Origin of the sequence: Roseivirga sp. BDSF3-8, from assembly GCF_041449215.1 — a bacterium.
In the GTDB taxonomy this organism is placed as follows: domain Bacteria; phylum Bacteroidota; class Bacteroidia; order Cytophagales; family Cyclobacteriaceae; genus JBGNFV01.
Genome location: NZ_JBGNFV010000001.1, coordinates 1998335 through 2021390, shown reverse-complemented (window position 1 = coordinate 2021390; position 23056 = coordinate 1998335). Strand labels below are relative to the sequence as shown.

General features: G+C 44.0%; 19 protein-coding genes. 11 read left to right on the top strand and 8 right to left on the bottom strand.

Features of this window, described 5'->3' with window-relative positions:
- Positions 1 to 33: 33 nt before the first annotated feature.
- Positions 34 to 330 (bottom strand): hypothetical protein, encoded by a 297-nt coding sequence (locus AB9P05_RS08220; protein ID WP_371908341.1) that lies wholly within the window; start codon positions 328 to 330, stop codon positions 34 to 36.
- Between the two features lie 369 nt (positions 331 to 699).
- On the opposite strand from AB9P05_RS08220, the gene AB9P05_RS08215 reads away from it, so the two are divergent.
- The 4 genes from AB9P05_RS08215 (at position 700) to AB9P05_RS08200 (ending at position 4305) form a co-directional block, all read left to right on the top strand.
- Positions 700 to 2061 (top strand): NAD(P)/FAD-dependent oxidoreductase, encoded by a 1362-nt coding sequence (locus tag AB9P05_RS08215; protein WP_371908340.1) that lies wholly within the window; start codon positions 700 to 702, stop codon positions 2059 to 2061.
- Positions 2062 to 2180: 119 nt separating this feature from the next.
- A complete protein-coding gene (locus AB9P05_RS08210) occupies positions 2181 to 2513 on the top strand; it encodes a hypothetical protein (protein ID WP_371908339.1) in 333 nt (110 codons plus the stop codon).
- A 13-nt stretch (positions 2514 to 2526) separates the two neighbouring features.
- Positions 2527 to 3570, top strand: coding sequence for a sensor histidine kinase (locus tag AB9P05_RS08205; RefSeq protein ID WP_371908338.1), 1044 nt, complete (start codon positions 2527 to 2529; stop codon positions 3568 to 3570).
- A 12-nt stretch (positions 3571 to 3582) separates the two neighbouring features.
- On the top strand, positions 3583 to 4305 hold the full coding sequence (locus AB9P05_RS08200; protein ID WP_371908337.1) for a LytR/AlgR family response regulator transcription factor: 723 nt from the start codon (positions 3583 to 3585) through the stop codon (positions 4303 to 4305).
- 2 nt (positions 4306 to 4307) lie between these two features.
- On the opposite strand, the gene AB9P05_RS08195 is transcribed toward AB9P05_RS08200, so the two are convergent.
- The 4 genes from AB9P05_RS08195 to hemW are packed head-to-tail and all read right to left on the bottom strand — an operon-like array spanning position 4308 to position 8260.
- Positions 4308 to 5915 (bottom strand): M1 family metallopeptidase, encoded by a 1608-nt coding sequence (locus tag AB9P05_RS08195; RefSeq protein WP_371908336.1) that lies wholly within the window; start codon positions 5913 to 5915, stop codon positions 4308 to 4310.
- Between the two features lie 26 nt (positions 5916 to 5941).
- Entirely contained in the window at positions 5942 to 6307 is a 366-nt protein-coding gene (locus AB9P05_RS08190; protein ID WP_371908335.1) for a hypothetical protein, read from the bottom strand.
- A 59-nt stretch (positions 6308 to 6366) separates the two neighbouring features.
- On the bottom strand, positions 6367 to 7089 hold the full coding sequence (locus tag AB9P05_RS08185) for a cyclase family protein (protein WP_371911339.1): 723 nt from the start codon (positions 7087 to 7089) through the stop codon (positions 6367 to 6369).
- Between the two features lie 34 nt (positions 7090 to 7123).
- A complete protein-coding gene (gene hemW, locus AB9P05_RS08180; protein ID WP_371908334.1) occupies positions 7124 to 8260 on the bottom strand; it encodes a radical SAM family heme chaperone HemW in 1137 nt (378 codons plus the stop codon).
- Positions 8261 to 8515: 255 nt separating this feature from the next.
- Between hemW and AB9P05_RS08175 the strand changes: the two genes are divergently transcribed.
- The 7 genes from AB9P05_RS08175 (at position 8516) to gldN (ending at position 16196) form a co-directional block, all read left to right on the top strand.
- Entirely contained in the window at positions 8516 to 9571 is a 1056-nt protein-coding gene (locus AB9P05_RS08175) for a DUF4271 domain-containing protein (protein WP_371908333.1), read from the top strand.
- 42 nt (positions 9572 to 9613) lie between these two features.
- A complete protein-coding gene (locus tag AB9P05_RS08170; protein ID WP_371908332.1) occupies positions 9614 to 10387 on the top strand; it encodes a uroporphyrinogen-III synthase in 774 nt (257 codons plus the stop codon).
- A gap of 127 nt (positions 10388 to 10514) precedes the next feature.
- Positions 10515 to 11480 (top strand): type IX secretion system membrane protein PorP/SprF, encoded by a 966-nt coding sequence (locus tag AB9P05_RS08165; RefSeq protein ID WP_371908331.1) that lies wholly within the window; start codon positions 10515 to 10517, stop codon positions 11478 to 11480.
- 189 nt (positions 11481 to 11669) lie between these two features.
- Entirely contained in the window at positions 11670 to 12710 is a 1041-nt protein-coding gene (gldK, locus tag AB9P05_RS08160; protein WP_371908330.1) for a gliding motility lipoprotein GldK, read from the top strand.
- Positions 12711 to 12781: 71 nt separating this feature from the next.
- Positions 12782 to 13588 carry a gliding motility protein GldL gene (gene gldL, locus AB9P05_RS08155; RefSeq protein WP_371908329.1) on the top strand — a complete coding sequence of 269 codons (807 nt, stop codon included), beginning with the start codon at positions 12782 to 12784 and terminating at the stop codon, positions 13586 to 13588.
- Positions 13589 to 13643: 55 nt separating this feature from the next.
- Positions 13644 to 15248 (top strand): gliding motility protein GldM, encoded by a 1605-nt coding sequence (gldM, locus tag AB9P05_RS08150; protein WP_371908328.1) that lies wholly within the window; start codon positions 13644 to 13646, stop codon positions 15246 to 15248.
- 21 nt (positions 15249 to 15269) lie between these two features.
- Positions 15270 to 16196 (top strand): gliding motility protein GldN, encoded by a 927-nt coding sequence (gene gldN / locus AB9P05_RS08145; RefSeq protein ID WP_371908327.1) that lies wholly within the window; start codon positions 15270 to 15272, stop codon positions 16194 to 16196.
- 58 nt (positions 16197 to 16254) lie between these two features.
- Here the strand turns inward: gldN and uvrC are convergent, their stop codons facing one another.
- The 3 genes from uvrC to AB9P05_RS08130 form a co-directional block, all read right to left on the bottom strand.
- Positions 16255 to 18054, bottom strand: a complete 1800-nt coding sequence (gene uvrC, locus AB9P05_RS08140) for an excinuclease ABC subunit UvrC (RefSeq protein WP_371908326.1) — start codon at positions 18052 to 18054, stop codon at positions 16255 to 16257.
- Positions 18055 to 18127: 73 nt separating this feature from the next.
- Positions 18128 to 20428, bottom strand: a complete 2301-nt coding sequence (locus tag AB9P05_RS08135; RefSeq protein WP_371908325.1) for a penicillin-binding protein 1A — start codon at positions 20426 to 20428, stop codon at positions 18128 to 18130.
- Position 20429: 1 nt separating this feature from the next.
- Positions 20430 to 22895 carry a tetratricopeptide repeat protein gene (locus tag AB9P05_RS08130; protein ID WP_371908324.1) on the bottom strand — a complete coding sequence of 822 codons (2466 nt, stop codon included), beginning with the start codon at positions 22893 to 22895 and terminating at the stop codon, positions 20430 to 20432.
- Between the last annotated feature and the right edge of the window lie 161 nt (positions 22896 to 23056).

The window sequence follows — 23056 nt, the reverse complement described above, 5'->3', positions numbered from 1 at the left end:
GACAGCCCTTTATTCATCAGGAAAAATTGTTGCTTAGTCAGCCATAAAAATAGTGGTGTCCTCAGTATCCACCAGCACCTTGCGGTCTACAGGTAGGTCAAGGTTGCTTTCCTTAGTGCCTGACATGATAAGCTTACCTTCATAATCATACACATAGATCATCTTCTTGTCCAGAAAAGAGAAGATCTCCTTCTCCATTTCCGCGTTCTCTATAACTTCCTTAAGGAGTTTTTCTTCTGTATTCCTCATGTGAACATTAGCAAAAGAGACTCCGTTAAACATTAATAGAAGTGCAGAGGCAATAAAGGTCGATCTTAAACTGGTAGACATTTTGTGCTAGTATTTTATTCTGTTGTTTCGTTCTTGTTAATCAATACCCAAAATTAAATTTTATGTTTCACATTTCAACATTAATAATTTATTAACCAATGTAAGAAGTGTGTAATGTTTATTAAAAAATAATAGATTTTTGATTTAATAGTGCTCAATTGTCCCCCTCTGCCCGTTTTGAGGGTATTTTATGGTTCTGCAAAAGCACTGAGGTCTGCCATCAGGACTTTGATCCTGGCAGCTTAATTCTTGAATCAATGGCATTGGGAGCCAAATATTATTTTGTCGAAAACCGCTTAACCTCTGCATAAAACATAAGCCTGATCACCCCGAAAATTTTTTTAAAATTACTCTTTTTAAGTGCCCAATATGGAAAGCGAAGAAAGCCTGGCTATAAGAATTCCCGAATCAAACAAACCCCGTGTCGTAATAGTAGGAGGTGGATTTGCCGGTATCCAATTATCCAGAAACCTAAAGAATAAAGGTGTGCAGGTAGTCATGCTTGACAGACACAACTACCATACCTTCCAGCCCTTACTCTACCAGGTAGCCACGGCTGGTCTCGAGCCCGATTCAATTGCAGGTCCCTTGAGAAAAGTTATAGAGAACTATGAAGACTTTTATTTCCGGTTGGCAAAAGTCGAACACATAGATGGCGATCGTAAGACCCTTAAAACCTCCATTGGTGAAATTAATTACGACTACCTCGTAATAGCCAATGGTACCAAGACAAACTATTTCGGCAACGAGAAGAAGTTCGAAAAAGCCTTCCCCCTTAAGCAGGTTCCTCAGGCCCTCGATTTACGAAGCCACATACTACAGAACTTCGAACAAGCCCTCATCACCGATAACGAAGCCGATCGTGAAGAATTAATGACCTTTGTGATAGTAGGGGGTGGCCCCACCGGCGTCGAACTCGCAGGTGCAATGGGAGAACTTAAAAAGCACGTACTACCCCACGATTACCCAGAGCTAAACCTGGATAAGATGAAGATATACCTCGTAGAGGGTATGGACAGGCTGCTGCTGGGTATGTCCGATGAATCAGGCGATCGCGCCATGAAATACCTTAAGAAATTCGAGGTAGATGTTTACCTCAATAAAATGGTAGCCTCTTACGATGGTGAAACGGTGAAATTTAATGATGACAGTGTGATCAAAGCAAGAACCCTGGTCTGGGGAGCAGGCGTGCAGGGAAATGTCATTTCAGGTATAAGATCTGAATCCGTAGAGAAGAGCCGTATCCTGGTAGATACGTACAACCGTGTACAAGGATATGAAAGCATTTTTGCGATAGGTGATATTGCCCTCATGAAATCCGAAGATTGGCCTAAAGGCCACCCCATGCTTGCTCCCGTGGCCATACAGCAGGGCAAGCACCTGGCAGATAACATTGGCCGCCTCATTTCTAAGAGAGAACTTAAGCCATTTGAGTATACCGACAAAGGCTCAATGGCTACTGTCGGCAGGAATAAAGCTGTAGCCGATCTGCCAGGAAAAATGCACCTGGGAGGCTTTGTGGCCTGGCTTATCTGGATGTTCATTCACCTCATATCCATTATCGGCTTTCGTAATAAACTGGTTGTATTCAGTAATTGGGTATGGAATTACTTTACCTATGACAGAGGGACTCGGCTTATCATTCGCCCCTATGTACAGGGTAAAACTCCCAAGGAGGAACACACAGAACTGCCTATAGAAGACTCCGTGTCAGATTCCGGCACCTCTTAACGAAATGGCAAGCCACTGATATAAATTTAGATACCTTAGGCATATTAAATCCGTACATTCACAGAAAGAAGGTAATCCCGGTTATTTGAACTGTTCCGGAATAGAATGCATAAAGTAGCGTGAAAAATAAAAACAGGATTTACGTACTTACTTTTCTGTTTTTACTGATCGGGGTAATAGATTTCTGGGTGATGGACTATATCGTATTGTCCATAGCACTCGGAGCACTCGCCCTGCTCAACATAAGCGTGCTTTGGTTTTTCTCTGACAAAGGATATAAATCCATCGACGTTAGTATACAGCTCAGTAATGCGATCATGACCGGAGCAGCCGCATACATTTATTACCAGTCCGGCGATGCCTTTCTCAAATGGATTTGGGGTGTCCTCTGCTTCTTTTACCTGTTGCTAAGCCTACTCCTTATTTTAGGCGCAGGCGACAAAAAAGGATAATTGTACATTGACAGTGGTTGATAAAAAGAAGAATTATTGGATCTGTCAGATTGGTGGATGGTCATTTTACATGCTCATCAATACCATTTTTCTGACTATGGCGGGTAAGATGAACCTTTATGAATTCATCATGCTTCTGCCCGTCACTGCCTTCTTCATTTTCTCCACCCACATGTACCGTAAGCTGATTATTCGCTGGGGCTGGTTGCGGCTTTTACTTCCACGGCTCATACCAAGAGTATTATTGGCTTGCCTGATATTAGGCGCTTTGAGCTTTGGCTTCCAGTTATTTGAATTTGCCGTATTTGGACAGTTCGAAAACATTATCGGCTGGAATGTTGACGCCATTTTTGCTATCCTCGGTTCCACCCTTCCAAATGCCACCCTATACTTCCTCTGGTCACTTATTTACTTTATGTACCACTATGTTCAAAACTATAACCAGACCCTGAAATATGAGGCTGTTATTAATGAAATGGAACTCAATAAGCTCAAAAGTCAGCTAAACCCCCATTTTATTTTTAATGCCCTCAATAGTATCCGTGCACTAGTGGATGAGGACCCTCGTAAGAGTAAACTAGCCATTACCCAGCTAAGCAACATCCTTAGAAGTAGCCTGATTACCGATAAAAAGCGGCTTATACCATTTGATGTAGAAATGAAAACCGTGGTCGACTACCTCGAACTCGAAAGCGTGAGGTTTGAAGAGCGCCTTAAAATCACCTTTGATCTCGACCCTCATTCAGGCGATTTTGATGTTCCCCCACTCATGATTCAAACGCTTGTAGAGAATGGTATCAAGCACGGTATCAGTTCACTGATCAACGGAGGAGAGATCAATGTGGCCTCTCGTATTATCGAGGAAAAGCTACTTATCCAGATACGCAACAGCGGCCAGTACAAAAACGGTTATAGCCGGCCTCACAGCGGCTATGGACTCGATAACACCAAGCAGCGATTACGACTTATTTTCGGCACTGATGCATCCTTTTCTATTCAGAATGAGGACGATAAAACAGTACTTACCGAAGTACTTGTACCAAAACGAGAACGATAACCACAAATACACATGAAAGCAATTATCATAGACGATGAGAGACTTGCCCGTAAAGAATTAAGCAACCTCCTGGCAGAACATAAGGAAATAGAGCTTGTAGGCGAGGCCGTTAATGCAGAAGATGCTAAAGAAAAGATAAACGAGCTAAAGCCCGACCTTATATTCCTGGACATACAAATGCCTGGTAAAACAGGCTTCGAATTACTCGAAGAACTGGACAAAGTGCCCCGGGTCATATTTACTACCGCATACGATGAATACGCTCTCAAAGCATTTGAAGTAAATGCACTCGATTATTTACTGAAACCTGTTCAACCCGAGCGTTTATCCGAAGCAATGAAAAAATTATCCGGCAGCAAGTCCGGACAGACTAAAAAAGCCGGTGAGGCAGGAAAAAAATTAAATACAAACGACCAGGTTTTTGTAAAAGATGGAGACAAATGCTGGTTTGTTAAACTATCTGACGTAAGGCTTTTCGAATCCGATGGTAACTACATCAAGGTTTATTTTGATAAGTTCAAGCCTATGATTCATAAGTCACTCAATGCCCTGGATGAACGATTGGATGACAGAATGTTTTTCCGCGTAAGCCGTAAACACATCATTAATCTCGAATGGGTAGATGGAATAGAAACCTGGTTTAATGGTGGCCTGATGGTAAAACTCAGAGGTGGCGAAAAGGTAGAAGTTAGCCGCAGACAGGCAGCAAAATTCAAAGAAATGATGAGCCTCTAAGGTTATTCCGTCTTTTCAGGGACAAAGTAGAATTTTTCAGTAGAGAATTTAGGGGTTACCCTTTTAGGTATCCTTACCTGCTGCCACGAAGAAGTCGGAGTTAGCCGGTATGTCTTATTACCGGCTTTTATTTCCACCGGCATATTAAAGCCTTTGCCCGTATTTAGCCACTTATAGAAAAAATCTCTTCCCTCTATCCTATAGGCTAGCCTTGGCGGATGTAACTCTGTCAGAAAATGGTGAAATACAGGCCTTACATTTACTTCCGTTTGTTCATTGAAGAAGTTTATGACCATCTCCGTGTTTACTGATTTCCCCTTGAAAGTCTGGTAGAATTGTCTGATCAGTTTGTGCCATTTTTTATCACTATCCACCATATGCCTGATACTATGAAGCATCCATGCCCCTTTGTAGTACATATCTGCATCATTCCAGTCCTCATAGTAAACGCCCATAGGCCCCAGAATCGGCTGATTATTACGGATCAGGGATAACTTTGATTCCAGGTAATCCTCACTGATCTCGTACCCATCCCTGCTTTCTAGAAAAAGAACCTCCAGGTAGGTGGTGAATGCTTCATGTATCCACAACTCCGCCGGATCTGTAGAACTGATACTGTTACCAAAGTATTCGTGCCCTGTTTCATGTATCAGTATGAAATCAAAGCCGTATTCATTCAGCTTGAATTCATTTCCATAAGCCACCGCACTCTGATGCTCCATACCCCAGTACGGTACCTCGACCAGTGCATACCCATCATCCGGAAATGGGTATGGTCCTAATAACTTGTTATAGTGGAGGAACATTTCCTTTACCCACTTGGGAAAGTTTTTCTCCGCCTTATCTTCATGGTAGTCCAATACATAATAGTCCGCAAGGATTTCCTGACCTCCCATCTGCAGCTTATCACTGATCTGGGCATAATGCCCAATATTTAGTGCCACATTGTAGACATTTATAGGGTAAGACACGAACCACCTGAAGGTACCTTGGCCCCTATCATGAGATTCATCCCTCAGGTTTCCATTTGATACACAAGTTAGCCCATTGGGTACAGTGCATGTAATAGCCATGCTATCCGGCTCATCAGATAAGTGTTCTTTAACCGGCCACCACAGGCTTGCCCCCTGGCCTTGAACTGCTGTGGCTATCCAGGGTCTGCCTTTTTCATCCTGCTCCCAGACAAATCCTCCATCCCAGGGTGGGGTCTTCGCCTCTTGAGGCTTGCCTGAATAGGTTATGGAGATAGTTTGATTACTGCCTGCAGGTAATATTTGTACAAAGTCTATGAATATTGCACCATGAAGGCGATCATAGCCTGAAATAGCCGAACTGCCCGTGATAGTATGGATTTCCAATTCCGGAAACAAGTCTATCTGTATCCGTTCTGTAGGTTGGTTGACGGTGAAGTGAATCGTATTTTGGCCACTTATAACTTTAGCATCCGGGTCGACGCTTACCCTGAGATCGTAGAAGTGAACATCAAAGGAAGTTCTTTCCGGGCGTAGACCTCCTTTTAGTGTATCTGCAGGGGAGAATAGAGAGTAAGATTGAGCTAATGCCTGTAAGCTGGTCAAAATAGCAATTAGCAGAAATAGAAAAGTTCTCATGGTCTGAGAACGAAACAGGCTATGGCCTATTTTCTGATCATTGCGATCAGATCGCCTTCTATATGCCAGTCTTTGGCCAGCTTTAGCATAGCGGTGGCCTCCATTTCTGTTATGTACCCCTTCTGATTGTTTGCTTTCCATACCATGTCAAGGTACATAAGCCTTTTATCTTTATCCAACGGACCAATAACAGAATTCAAATATTCGCGGGCGCGATCGAACGCTGTAATGTAGTCGGTGGAAATAAATTCATTGGCCCAACTAAGCTCATCTGCGGCTTCAAGGTCCTGTGCAGTTTCATCCAGTATCTTTTGCTCGTCTTCATCAAGGCCATGATAGTGGAATATAACTGACTTCAGCAGTAAGAATGCTTTTTTTTCTTCGCTGGTCATACGACTAGGCTTTTCATCCACGCAAATATACATAAAATTCTAAGTTTAAAACCTTTGTACTAATTTTTGTTCATATAGTACAAAACAGGCTTGCTTGGTGCTGCATCCGTTTCAAGGCTACATATTTGTAAATTCAATAAATATAGCCCATCACTTACATCATCAGGTACAAATATCAATTCAGTAATTGTGCAATTTCTTCTTAATTTACCCTGAGGATACCAAAATGCGCGGTGTCCGGCTAATTTACCACCGTCTTCCTCCTTATCCACACTCGGCAGATCAATAAGCAGATGCTTTATTCCTTTTTCAGCTAAATAGGCAACTGCCCCGGTAGTAAAGTATGCCGGATTAGTTCCTGAATATTTTCTGGCCAGTTTATCCGCTGTATTAGGCAGTGTACGAACCACAATTGCCTCAGTATCCTGGTGCGTAGGGGCCTTTCTTACAATAGATTCCGTAATTACACGATCCCCATTCTTTAATAATTCTGGTTCTACTGTAATTAAATTACATATAAAGATAAATTTTTTCAGGGAATTATTGACCGTAGCCTTCATATCTTTCTCAATATGCGCATGGCTTTCAGTGTGTGTACCGTTACCATGAGGTGTGATCGTAACCTTCTGATAGTTCACTGGCCCCCCCTCTTTTACACTCCCCACAAACTCCCCCATCCTTATGGTCTCAAATAGTGGAGGTTCAGCCCAATAGCAGTTAGGGTTCTCATGGCCCTCTCTAAGAGGTAGGCTTATATCTAAAGGCCTGCTCAGGTCTACCATGTAGCTGTTATTTCCTAAAGTTATCGTACAGGTCTCAATCATATTCCTCTAAAAAAAGATCTTCAGCTATCCTATCAGCCAGCAGGAGTCCCTTGTCCGTAAGTTTTAGGCACCCCCCGCTCCATTTGGCCAGATCGTTCTCAACCAGAGAATTTAAATAAGATATTTTCGCTGTCTCAAATACATAGCCAAAATTTTCTCGCAGCACCTTTTTATCAATCCCCCTCCAGGTTCTCAATCCCGTCAGTATATATTCATTTATTTTATTTGTCCTGGTTAGTACTTCTATTTCAGAAGGAATCTTATGATCGCCTAATGATTTGATATACTTTATGTTATGACTCACATTGTAACGCCTTGTTTCCCCGTCATATGAGTGCGCCCCAGGCCCTATGCCCAGGTAGTAGCTTCCCTTCCAGTAGGCGCTGTTATGTTTTGATTTTTTTCCTTTTTTAGCAAAGTTAGATACTTCATAGTGCTCATATCCCGTTTTCTCCAGTGACTCCACCAGTGTTTGATACTGGCTCACACTCTCCTCTTCCCCCGGAACGCTTAGCTTGCCCTTCATGTACCAATTGCCAAAAACCGTTTTATCTTCGATAGTCAGATGATAGGCAGAAATATGCTCAGGTGAAATACCAATCATTGTAGCCAGGTCATTTTCCCAAACAGCCAGTCCGGAAGAAGGTACCGCATAGATCAGGTCCATATTCAAATTGTCAAATCCAGCTTTTCTGGCAAGCTCAACCGAGCTTATTGACTGCGCAGCAGAGTGAGACCGGTTCATTAATTTCAGTACCCTATCATCAAATGATTGAGTGCCAATACTCAGCCTGTTAATTCCGGCTGCTCTAATATTCCCTAAATAATCACCATCAAGGTCATCTGGGTTGGCCTCAAGGGTAATTTCCATATTTCCCGCTACCTCGTACTCCCTGTAAATAAGGCTCAGAAGCGAATCAATATCAGCGGGAGATAAAACTGACGGTGTGCCTCCACCTAAATAGATTGTTTCCACCTGTCCATCCTGCAGAAAATTCCTTTGAAGACGGAGCTCAGTATGAAGAGCCTTTACCATTTCCCCCACATAGCTTAGATTGGTGCTAAAGTGAAAGTCACAATAATGGCAGGCCTTTCGGCAGAATGGGATATGTATGTAAATGCCTGACAAATCGAGTCCTGCAAAAATACAGACCAGCAATACGCCTTAAAAACATACGGCGAAAAGTTTTTTAGCTACCTAAACATTACTTAGAGTTGGCCGCCTTACCCATTAGATGTATTTTTACCACGTATGGTTCACTGTATTAAGGTATTACGACAAAAGTCTCTTTGCTGGCTTTTGCTTCTGCTCATATCCGCTCCGGCTTTTTGCCAGCCCGACCCTGCAGAAGCAGAAAGTGATCAAACCATGGTTATACAGAATTTGAAAAGATTCTGGGTCACCTTCGATGAAGCCTATGAAAGCTATCGCCCCTATTTTACAGGGAGTGAAGCCGCTAAGACAAGCGTTAGTTTTTACCTTGATGCTAATCGATACAGGCCCTACTCCCTAAACCTGCAACTTCCTCCCAAAACCTATATTTTTATAAATAATACCCTGGCCGGCCGTTTTTCGCAGGGCGGAAACCATTATCTGAGCATTGATAGCCTGGCCAATAAATACCATTCTGATAGCCTGTTTATTACAATCTTCAATGAAAACCGTGTAGCAGACCTTGCCGAAACCCAGATTACACGTCAAAGCCTGCTTGCCAGCCTTGGTCTTTCAGAAGATAAGTCCTTTTTGAATCTGCAGGATCGTCAACAGAACTATTTCAAAGAAGTCTTTATTACCCTTTCGATTGGTTGGCTTATCCTGCTCGCCATTGGGTATAATGCTTATGATAAATCTTACCGCGAGTTTTTTAGCGTGGCTAGAGCTTTCGCCTTTAGGCTAAGAGAAGAAAATGTGTTGAAGAACCGGCCTTTTACCAGGGAGAACGTCATGTTCTTTGTAATCTATTGTTATTTGTTTAGCCTTATTTTTTTCAGTGTTAAGCATTACTTCCGGCCTCAAGCAGCTCTTTTCAATTTTATTACTTTCGGAAGCTATAGTGAATCCCTATTTGCTTTTACATTATTTAATGTCGGTCTCTTCTTTTTATTACTTATTAAGTATCTGCTTCTGATTAATATGGGGGCTATTTTTGACTTGAGAAATCTGGTAATTGTGCACTTTATCGATTACATCAGAATATCTCTCATTTTGTTCTCTTTCGTATATGCTTTACTGGTAATTATTTTTCTCTCCGATATTTACATCGGCTTAACCATCACACATATAGTTTACTTGTTGATAGCCAGCGCGTTTCTTAGGGTAGTCTTGGTGTTCTTCAAGCTCTCAAGTAACAGCGGCTTTAAATTTGTTCATTTATTTTCCTACCTTTGCACCACTGAAATAGCCCCTCTCGTAGTGGCATTGAAGTTCTTATTGAAATAGTTTCTTTTTTCCGTTAGCTCTATCAATTAGATGAGTGCAGGTATGTCTAAAACAGTGAAAGACAGGCTAAAAAAGGTAGAAACCATCTTGGTTTCTCAACCACAACCCACAGATAACAACTCCCCTTATTTTGCTTTAGCCGAAAAATACGGATTGAAAATCGATTTCCGGCCGTTCATTCAGATCGACCCGGTATCGCATAAAGAATTCCGACAGCAAAAGGTTGATATTCTCAAGCATACGGCAGTGATTTTTACCAGCCGCAATGCCGTGGACCATTTTTTTCGATTATGCTCTGAGAGTAAAATTGAGTTGCCTGCCGACATGAAGTATTTCTGCATTAGCGAGCAGACCGCTAATTATCTGCAGAAATATATTGTCGTCAGAAAGCGTAAAATATTTACCGGTCACAGGACTGCTCAGGATTTGATCGAAATTCTGAAGAAGCACAGGAATGAAAAGTACATCTTCCCCTGCTCCAATATCAGAAAAAATGACATTCCAGATTTCCTTGAAAAGAATGGCTACAACTTTACCGAAGCCATTATTTACAAGACCGTAGCAAGCGATCTTTCTGATCTTGAGGACGTTTATTACGACATCATCGCGTTTTACAGTCCATCAGGAATTAACTCTTTATTTGTCAATTTCCCCGATTATCAGCAGAACGATACGCGATTGGCAGCCTTCGGGCCTACTACAGCCAAGGCCGTTCGGGACCATGACCTCATACTGGATATTGAGGCGCCGCAGCCCAATGCTCCTTCTATGACAGGGGCCTTGGAATTGTACATTAAAAAGGCTAATGGTGTGTAATTTATTACACCACTGTTTATTGTAATTCCGGAATACAGTATCTTTAAGACATTTTGAAGGCTTTCTGGCAGGTAGCCAGGGTTTTAAATTGTCTATACGTATAGGAGTATTTACCTCATCTGACACTATGCAAAAGATACTTGTACCAATAATACTATTATGTGTATTGGGTGGTCTGACATCAGTTCATGCCCAGCAGGACGTGCAGTTCACCCAATACATGTTTAATTATCTTTATTATAACCCTGCCTACTCCGGTGTGGAGGGCGTGACTAAAGTCACAGCCATGCACCGTAGCCAGTGGGCCGGTTATACCCCCACCTTTTCTGATGGTGGCGCTCCAGCCACCCAAATGGTTTCATTTACTACCCCTGTGCTCCGCTACAGAAGTGGAGTGGGAGCGTATATTATAAATGAAAATCTGGGGGCACTCCAAAACATGGAAGCCCAGGTTTCCTATGCATATCATATCGGCGTCGAAAAAGCTAAGCTAAGCTTTGGCATCAGGGCTGGTGCCTTTAGCCAGGTGATAGACTTCGATCAATACCGTCCTATCGATGAAGATGATCCCTTGCTGGCTGACAAGAGTGGCCAGGAGTCGCAGATCAGACCGGACCTCGCAGTAGGTGTCCATTACCAAAGCGAAAAATTTTACGCTGGTATTGGAGCCAACCATATTATTAATAGTGAATTCGACTTTGGCGTAAACCAATTGAGGAACAGGCTCGAGCCACACCTCAATCTTTCCTTCGGATATTACTATGATTTCAATTATAACCTGCTGCTTATTCCCAGTTTTCTGGTACGAACAGACCTCAATACCTATAATTTTGAGGTAGGGGTATTAGGTACCTATGATGATAAATACTGGGGAGGCCTGTCTTTTAGGCAGGGAGAGTCGGCAAATGTCATGCTCGGTATAGCACTTTTAAAAGAAAACGCACTGCGCATCGGCTATGGTTTCGACTATGTGATAAAAGCACAGGGTGCTAAGAGCCCTACGTCACATGAGGTGATGTTAAGTTACACATTACCAGCTATTTCCAGTGCTGGAAGGAAAATTCAGCGTAACCCTAGATTTAGACATAACTAGGGAAACTTTTTATCCCCGACATACTTTATTATGTCCTCCGGCCGTTTACAGAATGTGTGTTAAAGAGGTGTAAACATTACAAGTGCTAGGATTTAAAGGAGATGTCAGGGTTCGTGAAGATGATAGACTATAAATTTGAAACTCGAAGCTTGTAATAGGTTCGAAGTTCGACAAACAAAAATAGGTGTTATGAATAAATTGGTGTTCCTCAAAAAGGCTGCTGTACTGTGTTCAGTGGCTGCTGCACTAGCCTTGCAGGGGTGCGGACTTTTCGGCCGGGGAGGCGGCGACGACCGTGGTGAGGTTGTCGGTGTCCAGGGTCGCGAAGGATGGGTCATGACAGTACCCTACGGCATGGTGCCGATACCTGCTGGTACATTTCACATGGGACAGGCTGACGAAGATGTTGCTGCTAGTATGATTAACTTCAACAAGCAGGTGACCATCGGTGGCTTCTATATGGATGATACCGAAATTACCAATAACGAGTACAGACAGTTCATGGAAGCCATGATGCAGGATTCTCTCAGTGTACTGGGTGAGGACTTCGTTATGAATGAGCTATATCCTGATACTACCGTTTGGGTCAAAGACTTTACTCACCACATGGGCGACCCCCTTATGGTGTATTATTATAGCCACCCCGCTTTTGATAACTACCCCGTGGTAGGTGTTGACTGGGAGGCTGCACAGTTCTTCTGTGAGTGGAGAACAGATTATCTTAACAGCTACCGTGAAAGCAGGGGTCTCTTCCCTATGCCTAACTTCCGTCTCCCTTCTGAGGCTGAGTGGGAATATGCTGCACGTGGCGGTCGCGACATGGCTAAATACCCCTGGGGTAACCCTTACATCCGTAACTCCAAAGGATGTATGCTGGCAAACTTTAAGCCAGGCCGTGGTAACTACTATGATGATGGATTTGCTTACACTGCGCCTGTAGGTGCTTACTTCACTAACGACTTCGGGCTATATGATATGTCCGGTAACGTTTCTGAATGGTGTGAGGATGCCTATAATCCTGCTTCCGTGCCCCTAGTATGGGACCTAAACCCTACTTACTTTGACGACGAAGAGCCTAATAAGGTAGTAAGAGGTGGTTCATGGAAGGACATTGCCTATTTCCTGGAGACTGGTACTAGAGATTACCAGCATAAGGATTCTACTAATGCCTACGTGGGCTTCAGGTGTGCGATGACTTACCTGGGTCGCTCTGCAGGCAACGAATTTTAATGAGTAGTTAGCTACTCAATCCCTAGACTTTCATTACGAAAAAATATTAACCCTTTAAACTTGGAATTAAGATGAGCAGAAACAAAGGTGGTTTCAAGGAACTGTTCTACGGTTCCGTTATGCCTAAAATCTACGGTATCGGTGCAGCTGTTGTAATTGTTGGAGCTATGTTTAAAATCCTTCACTGGGAAGGTGCAAACATCATGCTTGTAGTTGGTTTGACAACGGAAGCTGCGATTTTCTTCCTCAGTTCGTTTGAACCTAAAGGAAGTGAGTATGACTGGTCGCGTGTTTATCCTGAGCTAAGCGAAGAATTCGACGGACCTGTAGCAAGAAAGAAAGTACAAAACGGATCATCCGATTCAGTTTCTAAGAAACTAGATCACATGCTTGAGAGCAGCAAAGTTGGTCCTGAGTTAGTGGATAGCCTTGGTAAAGGCATGAAAAACCTATCGGACTCTGTTGGCAAAATGGCGAATCTGAGCAATGCAGCTGTAGCTACTGAAGAGTATGCACAGAATGTTAAGACTGCCAGCAAGTCTCTTGTAGAAATGAACAAATCTTATGGCACTACCCTTACAGCCATGTCTGAAATGACTACAGCTTCTAAGGATGCCAAAGAATACCACGCACAGGTTCAGAGTGTAACTAAAAACCTGAGCGCGTTGAATGCAGTGTATGAGCTTGAGCTTAACGATGCGAACAATCACCTGAAAGCAATGAACAAGTTCTACAATAACCTTAGCGGGGCTATGGAGAACATGTCTCAGGCAAGCAAGGAAAGTGAGCAGTTCAAGACTCAGATGTCACAGCTTACTACCAATATCGGTAGCCTGAATAAGGTATACGGCAACATGCTTAGTGCGATGAAAGGGTAATTACCCCGGAGTCCAAGATTTGTTAAACGATCAATATTAGTTAATACAATCTAATATGGCAGGAGGAAAAGAAACTCCCAGGCAGAAAATGATCGGTATGATGTACCTGGTACTAACGGCCCTTTTGGCCCTGCAGGTAAGTAATGCCGTCCTGGAGAAGTTCGTAGATATAGACCGCGCCCTCGTTCAGTCGGTACAGCAGGGCCAGGTGAGAAGCAATGAGACTCTTTCTAGGATCTCGAAAGCTGTAGATGATGCCGGTAATAGAGCGTCAGACCAAAAGCAGCTTGAGGCCGCGAAAGAAGTGCAGGCAAAGACGCGTGAAGTAATTTCATACCTTGAAGACCTGAAAGAAGAAATGGTTACCCAAACCGGTGGATACGAAGAAACCGAAAGCGGTGCCAAAATACCTAAGAACCTGAAAGAAGATGAGAAAATCTCTTTTATGATGGTTCAGGAAAATAAAGGAGCAAAAGGTGAGGAGCTTAAGAAGACGCTGAATGACTATGTTCAGTTCCTCAACCAAAAGACCGGAAGTAATTTCAAGCCAATTGCTTTCGACGGTGAAAATGATCCTTATTTTAAGAATTTCAGCGAGCATAATAACAAAGATTTTGCAACACTGAAATTTGATCGTACACCACTTGGTGCTGCCCTTGCAACTGTTTCGCAGTTTGAAACAGAAGTAGTGGCTCGCGAAACGGCTGCTCTTGATGAGATCGCCCGTAGCCTAGGCGCTGAGGACGTGAAGTTTGATAAGATCGTTCCTATGGTTCGTGCCGAATCAAACATCGTAGCCGCTGGTGCTAAGTATAAGGCTGATATGTTTATCTCAGCATCATCTTCAGGAATTACGCCTACCATGAAAATGAATGGTTCAGACATAGCTGTTGATGGTGGATTTGGTAAGGTAGAATTCGTCGCCCAGCCTGGTCAGTATGACAAAGATGGTCTGGCTAAGAAGTCTTTCGAAGCAGCCATCAGCGTTCGTCTTCCCAGTGGTAAAGACACTACATATACGGAGACTATAGAATACTTCGTAGCTAAGCCCGTTATTCAGGTTCAGTCACAGTCTGTTCAGGCCCTTTACCTGAACTGTGGAAACGAACTGAATGTACAGGTTCCTGCACTGGGTTCTTCATACAATCCCACCTTCTCAGCCAGTGGTGCTAACACGATCCCTGGTAGTCAGAGAGGGCTGGTAACAGTAGTTCCTCAGGCAGCTGAAGTTGCGCTTACGGTTCGTAATGACGGTAACGTAATCGGTACGGAGAAATTCAAAGTAAGAAGAGTACCTAAGCCTGAAGTAAGACTTACAAGTCGTGGCAAAGAGCTAAACCAAAAGGCCGGTGAGAGTATCAGTCGTCTGCGTTCTCTTGAGATTAATGCGGTGGCTGAAGAAGGCTTTGCACAATTCCTTCCTAAGGATGCCCGTTATCGTGTAAACGAGTGGACAATTACCCTTGCACGTGGTAACCGTCCGGTTGGTTCTCCTATCCGTGCCACTAGCGAAAAGGTAAACCTGAGCAGTCTGCTCGGTTCTGCCAAAGCTGGTGACCGTCTGGTAGTAGAAGTAAAAGGTGTTCAGCGTATGAACTTCCGTGGTAAGATCGAGAATGTGAACATGAGCGTTCCTCCTCAGATCATTCCTTTGAATTAATATTCGATAAGTATAGGTGTTATGAGAAAATTAAGTTATGTATTCGTTTTCGCTATGGTATGTGCCCTGCTGAGTTCAGGCACTTCTATGGCGCAGGAAATGGACGACAACGGGTATAACCCCAATAGCGTCCTACCCATACATGAGTCTGACATTATGTGGAAGAAGCGTGTGTGGCGCAGAATGGACCTTCAGGAAAAGCAAAATAAGCCATTCTTTGCCTATAACAAGGAAATCACCCGATTGATGATCGATGCTGTAAAGGCAGGTATCCTTGTTCCTTATAAGAATGATTCCCTCACCACTCGTATGTCTAAAGAGGAGTTTCTCAAGAACCTTGAGATTCCTGAATACGGTGGAGGTGATGAGCTTACCGAAGAGGAAAAAGCCATGGGCTTTAGTAATGAAGAACCCGCTGATGACGCCTGGGGAGGCGATGGCTGGAGCGATGAAGGCGACGATAGCGGTTCTACCGCTGACGATGGTGCTACTGCTGACTCGGAAAAGACTGCCTCAGCCTCAGACAAATTGTACTTTTCACCACGTGATGTATCTGTACTGGAACTACAGGAAGACATGATCTTCGATAAGAGGCGTTCACGTCTGTTCTTTGACATCCAGTCAGTTAAAATGGTAATACCTTCAGAGAAGTTCGAAACCGGACTGATCCGTGAGTTAGGTGTATTTAAGTACAAAGACCTTGTGGAGCTTTTTCGCAACATGCCTGAAGAGGCTGTCTGGTTCAACCCTCATAACAGTGCACAGCACAAGAATCTCGCAGATGCATTTACGCTTCGTCTGTTTGGCGCCCGTATTATAAAGGTGGCCAACCCTGACGATGCTATGATTGTAGACATCTATAACCGCTCACCTCGTGAAGGTATAATGGCTTCACAGTGGCTTGAGCAGCAACTTATCGAATTCGAACACAACTTGTGGGAATTCTAAGAGGAAAACGAACACATAACACTTACGAAAGGCAGGGAGAAATCCCTGCTTTTTATGTTTATACACTTTTAGAAAAGTATGACCTTATCCTGCCTGCCTTGTCACTTCCTACTATAGCTGATAGCTCTTCTACGTTAGCCTCCCTGACCTTTTTAACCGATTTAAAGTGTTTCAGAAGCTTATCAGCAGTGGTTTTACCCACCCCTTCTATCTCCTCCAGCTCAGTTTTAAAGCTTTTTTTGCTTCGTGTTTTCCTGTGAAAGGTGATAGCAAACCGGTGTGCTTCATCCCGCACGCGCTGTAGCAGAGCCAGCGATTCACTTTTTTTATCTATATGAAGCGGGTACGGGTCCTCTGGGAAATAGATTTCCTCAAGGCGCTTAGCAATACCCACCACCGGAATTTCTCCGTATACCTCCAGGTTCTTAAGAGCCGTCACCGCCGCACTTAGCTGACCTTTGCCGCCATCAATCACTACTAAGTCCGGAAGGGGTGCTGCCTCATCTTTCAGGCGTCTGTACCGCCTCGTTACGATCTCCTCCATACTCGCGAAGTCATTAGGCCCTATTACCGTCTTTATGTGATAATGACGATATTCCTTTTTACTGGGCTTACCGTTCTTAAAACATACCATTGAAGCTACAGGGTTACTTCCCTGAAGGTTAGAGTTATCAAAACACTCAATGTGCCTGGGTACCGTCTTTAATTGCAAATCGTGTTGCAGCGTCTTAAGAATTCGGTCCTCCCGCGTCTCTCCGGGTGACATAGCCAGGTACTTTTCTTTTTTGTAGAAGAGCGCATTTTTGATGGATAGCTCGATCAGCTTTTTCTTGTCCCCTATTTTAGGCACCACATTTTCATGATCATCGTAGCCCAGTTCTATTGGCAGGTTGGTAATTATCTCCTTGCTTTGACTACGGTAGCGGTCCCTAAGCTCCAGTACCACCAATGAGAGGATATCTTCATTCTCCTCTTCAAGCTTCTTTTTTATTTCGACCGTTTTGGTCATAATGATCGTTCCGTCCTTTACCTTCAGGTAATTCACAAAGGCATATTTCTCATCTGAGACGATGGTGAAGACGTCCACATCCGAGATTTTCTGATTGACGACTGTGGATTTTGTCTGGAATTTCTCCAGCAAATCGAGCTTTTCTTTAAAGCGCTGTGCCCTTTCAAAGGCCAGCTTTTCCGAAGCTTTCAACATCTCCTCCTTAAAGGCATTTTTTACGATGGTCAGGTGGCCTTTCAATATGTCCCTGCACTGGAGTATATCCTGGTCGTAGTCCTCTTCTTTTTGAAGTCCCTCGCACGGGCCCTGGCAGTTTCCGATATGGAATTCCAGGCATACCTTATATTTTTCCTTCTGGATATTTTCCTCCGACAGGTTGTATTTACAGGTTCTGATCGTGTAAATGTTTCTGATGAGGTCCAGCACATTATTCATGGCTTTTACGCTGGCATAAGGCCCAAAATAAGTGCCTTCACTCGGTATAACCGTCCGCGTAGCGTAAATGCGGGGAAAGCGCTCATTTGATATACAGATATAAGGGTAGGTCTTGTCATCCTTAAGCAGGATATTGTATTTAGGCTGGTGTTCCTTTATCAGGTTGTTTTCCAGCAGCAGCGCATCAAACTCAGAGTTTACCAGCGTAACTTCCAGTGAACGAATCTCGCTCACCATTCTCAGCGTTTTACGGTTCACACCCGTATTTTTCACAAAGTAGCTGCTGACCCTTTTTTTCAGGCTCTTTGCCTTGCCAACATAGATCAGGGTGCGGTTCTTATTGTAAAACCGGTACACTCCTGGTTCATCTGGCAGATTATTTACTTGATCCGGGGTATAATTAGGAACTTCCATGCACAAAATAAAGAGGCTATCCCGGACAAGGATAGCCTCTGATTTAACTCAAATACCTGTTAATGGTTCTCTATCAGAAGATATCATCCACAAGTTCTTCATTTTCCTCGGTGGCCAGAGAATCAATATCCTCAAACATGCGATCACGGTAGCGGTCACAATTAAGCTCTACACTTAGTGGCCTGTCAGGTCTTTTGAAAGCCCCTTTTGTAATATCCAGCTTTTCATCTTTATAGACCGTGCGCATAAATTTATCATAAATCGGAAGGGCCATTCTTCCTCCTGTACCTAGGGCACCGGTCCGGAAACGCACCCGGCGGTCGTCGCCACCAACCCAGGTTACGGCTACCAGGTCTTTCGTTACCCCTACGAACCACCCATCAGAATAGTTATTTGTGGTACCTGTTTTTGCTCCTACTTCATTCTCATAGCGAATTTCACGGCTCAGTCCGAGAGAGGTACCCCCTTCTTCCTCGGTACCTCCCCTGAGCATATGAAGCATCAGGTACGCCGTTTCCTCATTTAATGCCTCCACCGTCTGAGGAGCAAATCTATGGATCAGGTTTCCATTCTTGTCCTCAATGCGGGTGATGAACATAGGCTTTGTATAGATACCTTCGTTAACAAAAGTACCATAAGCTCCTGCCAACTCAAACACAGACAGATCACTCGAGCCAAGTGCCAAAGCAGGTACCGGGTCCAGAGAACTCTCTATGCCCAACCGGCGAGCCATGTTAACGACTGATTCCGGGCCTACTTTCTGCATTACGAAAGCAGCAATGCTGTTCAGTGAGCGGGCCAGGCCCTGGCGAAGAGTGTATTCCTCTCCTGAAAATCTACCGCTGTAGTTATCCGGGGTCCAGGAACCGTTCTCATCAGAGGTTTTAAAAGTTACCGGTACGTCCCTGACCGTATAGCACGGTGTATAGCCCATCTCAATGGCTGTAGCATACAGAATAGGCTTGAAGGTAGAACCTGGCTGACGCTTACCCTGCATAACATGGTCATACTTAAAGTATTGATGATCAATACCTCCGACCCAGGCTTTAATGTGCCCGTTTTCAGGGTTCATAGCCATAAACCCAGCATGAAGAAAGTGCTGAAAGTATTTTATAGAGTCTATGGCACTCATTACCGTGTCTATTTCTCCCTGCCATGAGAATACACGCATGGGCCGCGGCTCGTTCATCAGGATCTCTACTGAGTCACTGTCACTTCCATACTTATCAACAAGGCTACGGTAGTATTCCGTACGTTTAGCCAGAGTACCTATATAGCTTTTAACCTCCCGGCCCTTCTCATCGATCCATGGGTTGCGACCATCCCAATGATCATTGAAGGTTTCCTGGAGTTTTGTCATGTGCTCTTCGATAGCCAATTCGGCATGTTTCTGCATGCGGCTATTGATCGTCGTGTAAATCCGCAGGCCACTATTATAAAGGTCATAGCCATTTTCAGAAGCCCAGTCTCTTAGCTGATTGCGTATAACAGACCTGAAATAGGTTGCGAGCCCTTCATTATGGTCATCTGCCTTAAAATTTAGCCCGAATTCACTGACTTTCAGTGAGTCGAAAGCTGCATCATCGATTTTTCCGTACTTGTTCAGATTATAAAGAATCTCATGGCGCTTAGCCATAGCTCTTTCGGGGTTACGGATAGGATTGAAACCGGTAGGTTTGTTTATCAGGGCTACCAGTACGGCACTTTCTTTATGATTCAGCTCCCAGGGTTCTTTCCCAAAATAGGTGTCTGCGGCGACCTTTATTCCGTACGCGTTGTTACCAAAGGGGATGGTATTAAGGTACATAGCCAGAATCTCCTCTTTGGTATAGTTACGCTCCAGTTGTACAGCAAGTATCCACTCCTTTAGCTTGGTGATTACCTGTCCTATGGTTCTGTTAAAATACAGCGCTCCCTGGTTTTCTGTATTTGTGCGGAATAGGTTTTCCGCCAATTGCATGGTAATAGTACTACCACCACCGCCACCACTAAAGGTGACTTTACCCCAAACAGCCCGTGCGAGGCCTCTGAGATCTATTCCTGAATGCTCTTTGAAACGAATATCCTCCGTCACCAAAAGAGTTTCGATCATTTCCTCTGAGAGGTCTTCATAGGCAATGGGTGAGCGGTTGTAACGATAGTACTTACCCAATAATACTCCGTCTTCAGAGTATAGCTCACTGGACAAGTCAGGCTGAGGATTTTCTAACTCCTTCAGCTCTGGCATGCCTCCATATAGCCCCAGAAAATCCACCTTAACTGTGTAGACCAATAAGGGGGCCAACAAGAGGAGAATAATAAAGGCTATCCATAAAAACCGGAGAAACTTACTGGACTTTCCGGTAGGCTTTTTAACTTTCTTTTTACCAGCCATATTAATAATTGGTGTAGAAGAATCTTAGGTAGTTTTCCAGATCCTGATTTTCCTGAAAGAGCTGGAAGTTGTCTTTGGTAACAACAAAATTAGCAAAATTATCGCTACCGAACTCACGAAGGGGGGCACTCTCGCCATTAAACATTTCGTAATACCTTACCGCTTTCTGGCGTCCCTCAATCCCGCGTACAATGAGCATTTGCCTGTCTTTATCATAGGTCATACTTCCAGTATTCAACGTCTGATCAGGGAAAGTCGTTCGGTTATACGATTGCATTTTGCTAAGCATCCTGTTAATAGCAACGCCCCTGTCCACAATCATCACAAAGAGGTGCTCCTGGTCGAAGTCAGGCACATACCGTATGGCCCCCGCATTGGCTATGGCTGACTCTGCTGCTGATGCAGAGGTAAGCAGCCGCTGGGCATAGGCGGTAATTTCCTCCTCAGGATACATTTCAATAAATCCTTCCAGCCGATTTTTGTACACTTCACTTGTACCTGTTTTGCCCTCGATAAGAATCTGGAGTAAACGAGCCTTGGGCTCCACGTCTGTTTCGGGATATTGAGCCAGCCCATCATCTAGCATAGCTGTAGCCGTTTCAAAATTATTTTGCCTGTACATCTGATAGGCATCCTCGTAGACCTTCCTCAAGGCTGCATTAGCTATCTGAGTTTCCTCCTGGTAATTCGGGTTTTCCGCCATTTTCGCGAACAGCGTATCTGGGTATTGATCGATAAGCCGCTTTTTATAGGAGTTTGCCAGTGCAGGGTCTGAATCTTTGAATGTCAGGTACAACAGGTAGAGTACTTCCGGAACATGTTCAGACTGTGGGTATCTTGTGAGTAGGTTGTCAAACATTTCGACAGCATTTTCCTGTTCACGAAGCTTGTACTTGTAAATATTACCAAGAGCGAAGTAGGCCTCTTCTATTTTTTTGTTTGCCTGTTCCTTTGCCGCAGGGCTAAAAGGTATATTGCTGTATAGCTCCTGTCTTCTGGATGCAAGTGCATCCTCTTCCGCAGATGTTCCTGTATTATCGGGGGTAATCGGAGTATCTATGGTATTTGCTTCCGGGCTTCCACCGGCATTTTGGCTGTCTGCGAAGGTATTTTCAGGCCGCTTGCTACCTAGCCTCCAGTAATCCTCCAGCGGACGATTACCCCATGTCTTGCGGAAGTTGTCCTGGCCACGGGCTAATGCTACACTGTTGTAAAAGTACCACTCACCCCCGGGGTTATTATTACCACCTACACTAAATCCGGTACCGTTATCTCCACTTTGAAAGCCCGGTCCGCGGTCATCGACCTTCGCCTGTCTGCGTCTCTCATCTCTTTCTAATTGTCGTCTGAGAGCTTCTTCCTCTTCAATTTGTGTATTTATCAGGACCATCACCTGCATACTGTCCATGGCAGCCACCTGTAGTAGGCTGTCCTGCTCATTCAGTATAGTAAGTTGCTCTACGAATTCTCCCAGTATTTCCTGCCTTTGTTTGATGGCCGCATAGCGCCGTTGTTCTTCGGGATAGACAGTGATCGTGCTATCATAGTAAAGTTTGGCCATAGGGTAGTCCGCCAGACTATCATAGTAGATCTCTGCCAGAGCCAGGTAGCTATAGGCTTTTTGAAGAGGTTCCTGTGTGCTTTCTCTTACAGATTCTTTATAGAAATCAATTGCCTGATCAAGGTTACCCAGTCGCTGTTCGAATCGGGCCCGCTCGTAGTAGATTTTTCCATGGTACTCAAGGTTTTTATCATCTCTGAGTAGCTTTTTATAAAATGTGCGAAGCTTATCTACTTCATCGCTGTCCCCTACTCCTAAAGCTTCTGCTGCTTTTAACCTGGCCTGAAAGTACAGCTCGTAAGGCGGGTTACTTTTCATACTTTGATAAAAGTGGTAGTAAGCCTCATCTCCACGGCCGGCCTTTTGATAAAGCTGACCAAGCAGGTAGTGGATCCTCGCTTTTGGCTCACCGCTATCCACCAACTCTACGGCCGTAAGAAGGTAAGGAGCCATGCTAATGTATTCACCCCTTGTCTGGTGCAGGTAGGCCCTCGTTAGGGCGAGGTCCCTTGAGTTTTCGTCATTGAGCGTTTCCTTATTCAAAAACTCAGATACGGCAATCGCATTATTTTCCTCCTTGTTATCGATAAATGTGCGCATGAGCGAGATTAGGGCGCGGTGCCTCGCTTCGTCGTCCTCACTCGTGGTATTTACATATTTGAACGTTTCAATAGCATTTCTAAAGTCGCCGAGGTAATACCGGGATTTGCCAATGATATTGTAGCTGTCGTCCACCCACTTACTATTTTTGTGACGCTGAATAGCTAAGGAAGACTTTTCAATTGCATCCTGGATGGACTCGTCCATTCCGTCAATGGTGGCAGAATCGATATCATAAAATACCTTCAGGTAGGTATTGTAATCATTTCTGTGGGCAGATTTTATTGCCTCCGCTACCTCATCCATACGGTTCTGTGCAATGAAATAGGCATTGTACCGTGCCGTAGTGTTATGGTATACATTTGCTACGGGTCCTTTTTTTTCAGGGGCACAAGAAAAAAGTACCGGGGTCAGTAATAAAAAAAAGGTTAGCTGATATGGAAATTGTATGGGTTTCAATGAGTTCA

Bases quoted from the DNA above. Each gene is read 5' to 3' on its own strand.
- uvrC (WP_371908326.1), bottom strand. From the start codon at position 18,054: ATGGAAGTTCCTAATTATACCCCGGATCAAGTAAATAATCTGCCAGAT.
- AB9P05_RS08130 (WP_371908324.1), bottom strand. From the start codon at position 22,895: ATGGATGAGGTAGCGGAGGCAATAAAATCTGCCCACAGAAATGATTAC.
- AB9P05_RS08190 (WP_371908335.1), bottom strand. From the start codon at position 6,307: ATGACCAGCGAAGAAAAAAAAGCATTCTTACTGCTGAAGTCAGTTATA.
- AB9P05_RS08215 (WP_371908340.1), top strand. From the start codon at position 700: ATGGAAAGCGAAGAAAGCCTGGCTATAAGAATTCCCGAATCAAACAAA.
- gldN (WP_371908327.1), top strand. From the start codon at position 15,270: ATGAGAAAATTAAGTTATGTATTCGTTTTCGCTATGGTATGTGCCCTG.
- AB9P05_RS08200 (WP_371908337.1), top strand. From the start codon at position 3,583: ATGAAAGCAATTATCATAGACGATGAGAGACTTGCCCGTAAAGAATTA.
- gldM (WP_371908328.1), top strand. From the start codon at position 13,644: ATGGCAGGAGGAAAAGAAACTCCCAGGCAGAAAATGATCGGTATGATG.
- AB9P05_RS08170 (WP_371908332.1), top strand. From the start codon at position 9,614: ATGTCTAAAACAGTGAAAGACAGGCTAAAAAAGGTAGAAACCATCTTG.
- gldK (WP_371908330.1), top strand. From the start codon at position 11,670: ATGAATAAATTGGTGTTCCTCAAAAAGGCTGCTGTACTGTGTTCAGTG.
- AB9P05_RS08220 (WP_371908341.1), bottom strand. From the start codon at position 330: ATGTCTACCAGTTTAAGATCGACCTTTATTGCCTCTGCACTTCTATTA.
- AB9P05_RS08185 (WP_371911339.1), bottom strand. From the start codon at position 7,089: ATGGTAGACCTGAGCAGGCCTTTAGATATAAGCCTACCTCTTAGAGAG.
- AB9P05_RS08195 (WP_371908336.1), bottom strand. From the start codon at position 5,915: ATGAGAACTTTTCTATTTCTGCTAATTGCTATTTTGACCAGCTTACAG.
- gldL (WP_371908329.1), top strand. From the start codon at position 12,782: ATGAGCAGAAACAAAGGTGGTTTCAAGGAACTGTTCTACGGTTCCGTT.
- AB9P05_RS08135 (WP_371908325.1), bottom strand. From the start codon at position 20,428: ATGGCTGGTAAAAAGAAAGTTAAAAAGCCTACCGGAAAGTCCAGTAAG.
- AB9P05_RS08165 (WP_371908331.1), top strand. From the start codon at position 10,515: ATGCAAAAGATACTTGTACCAATAATACTATTATGTGTATTGGGTGGT.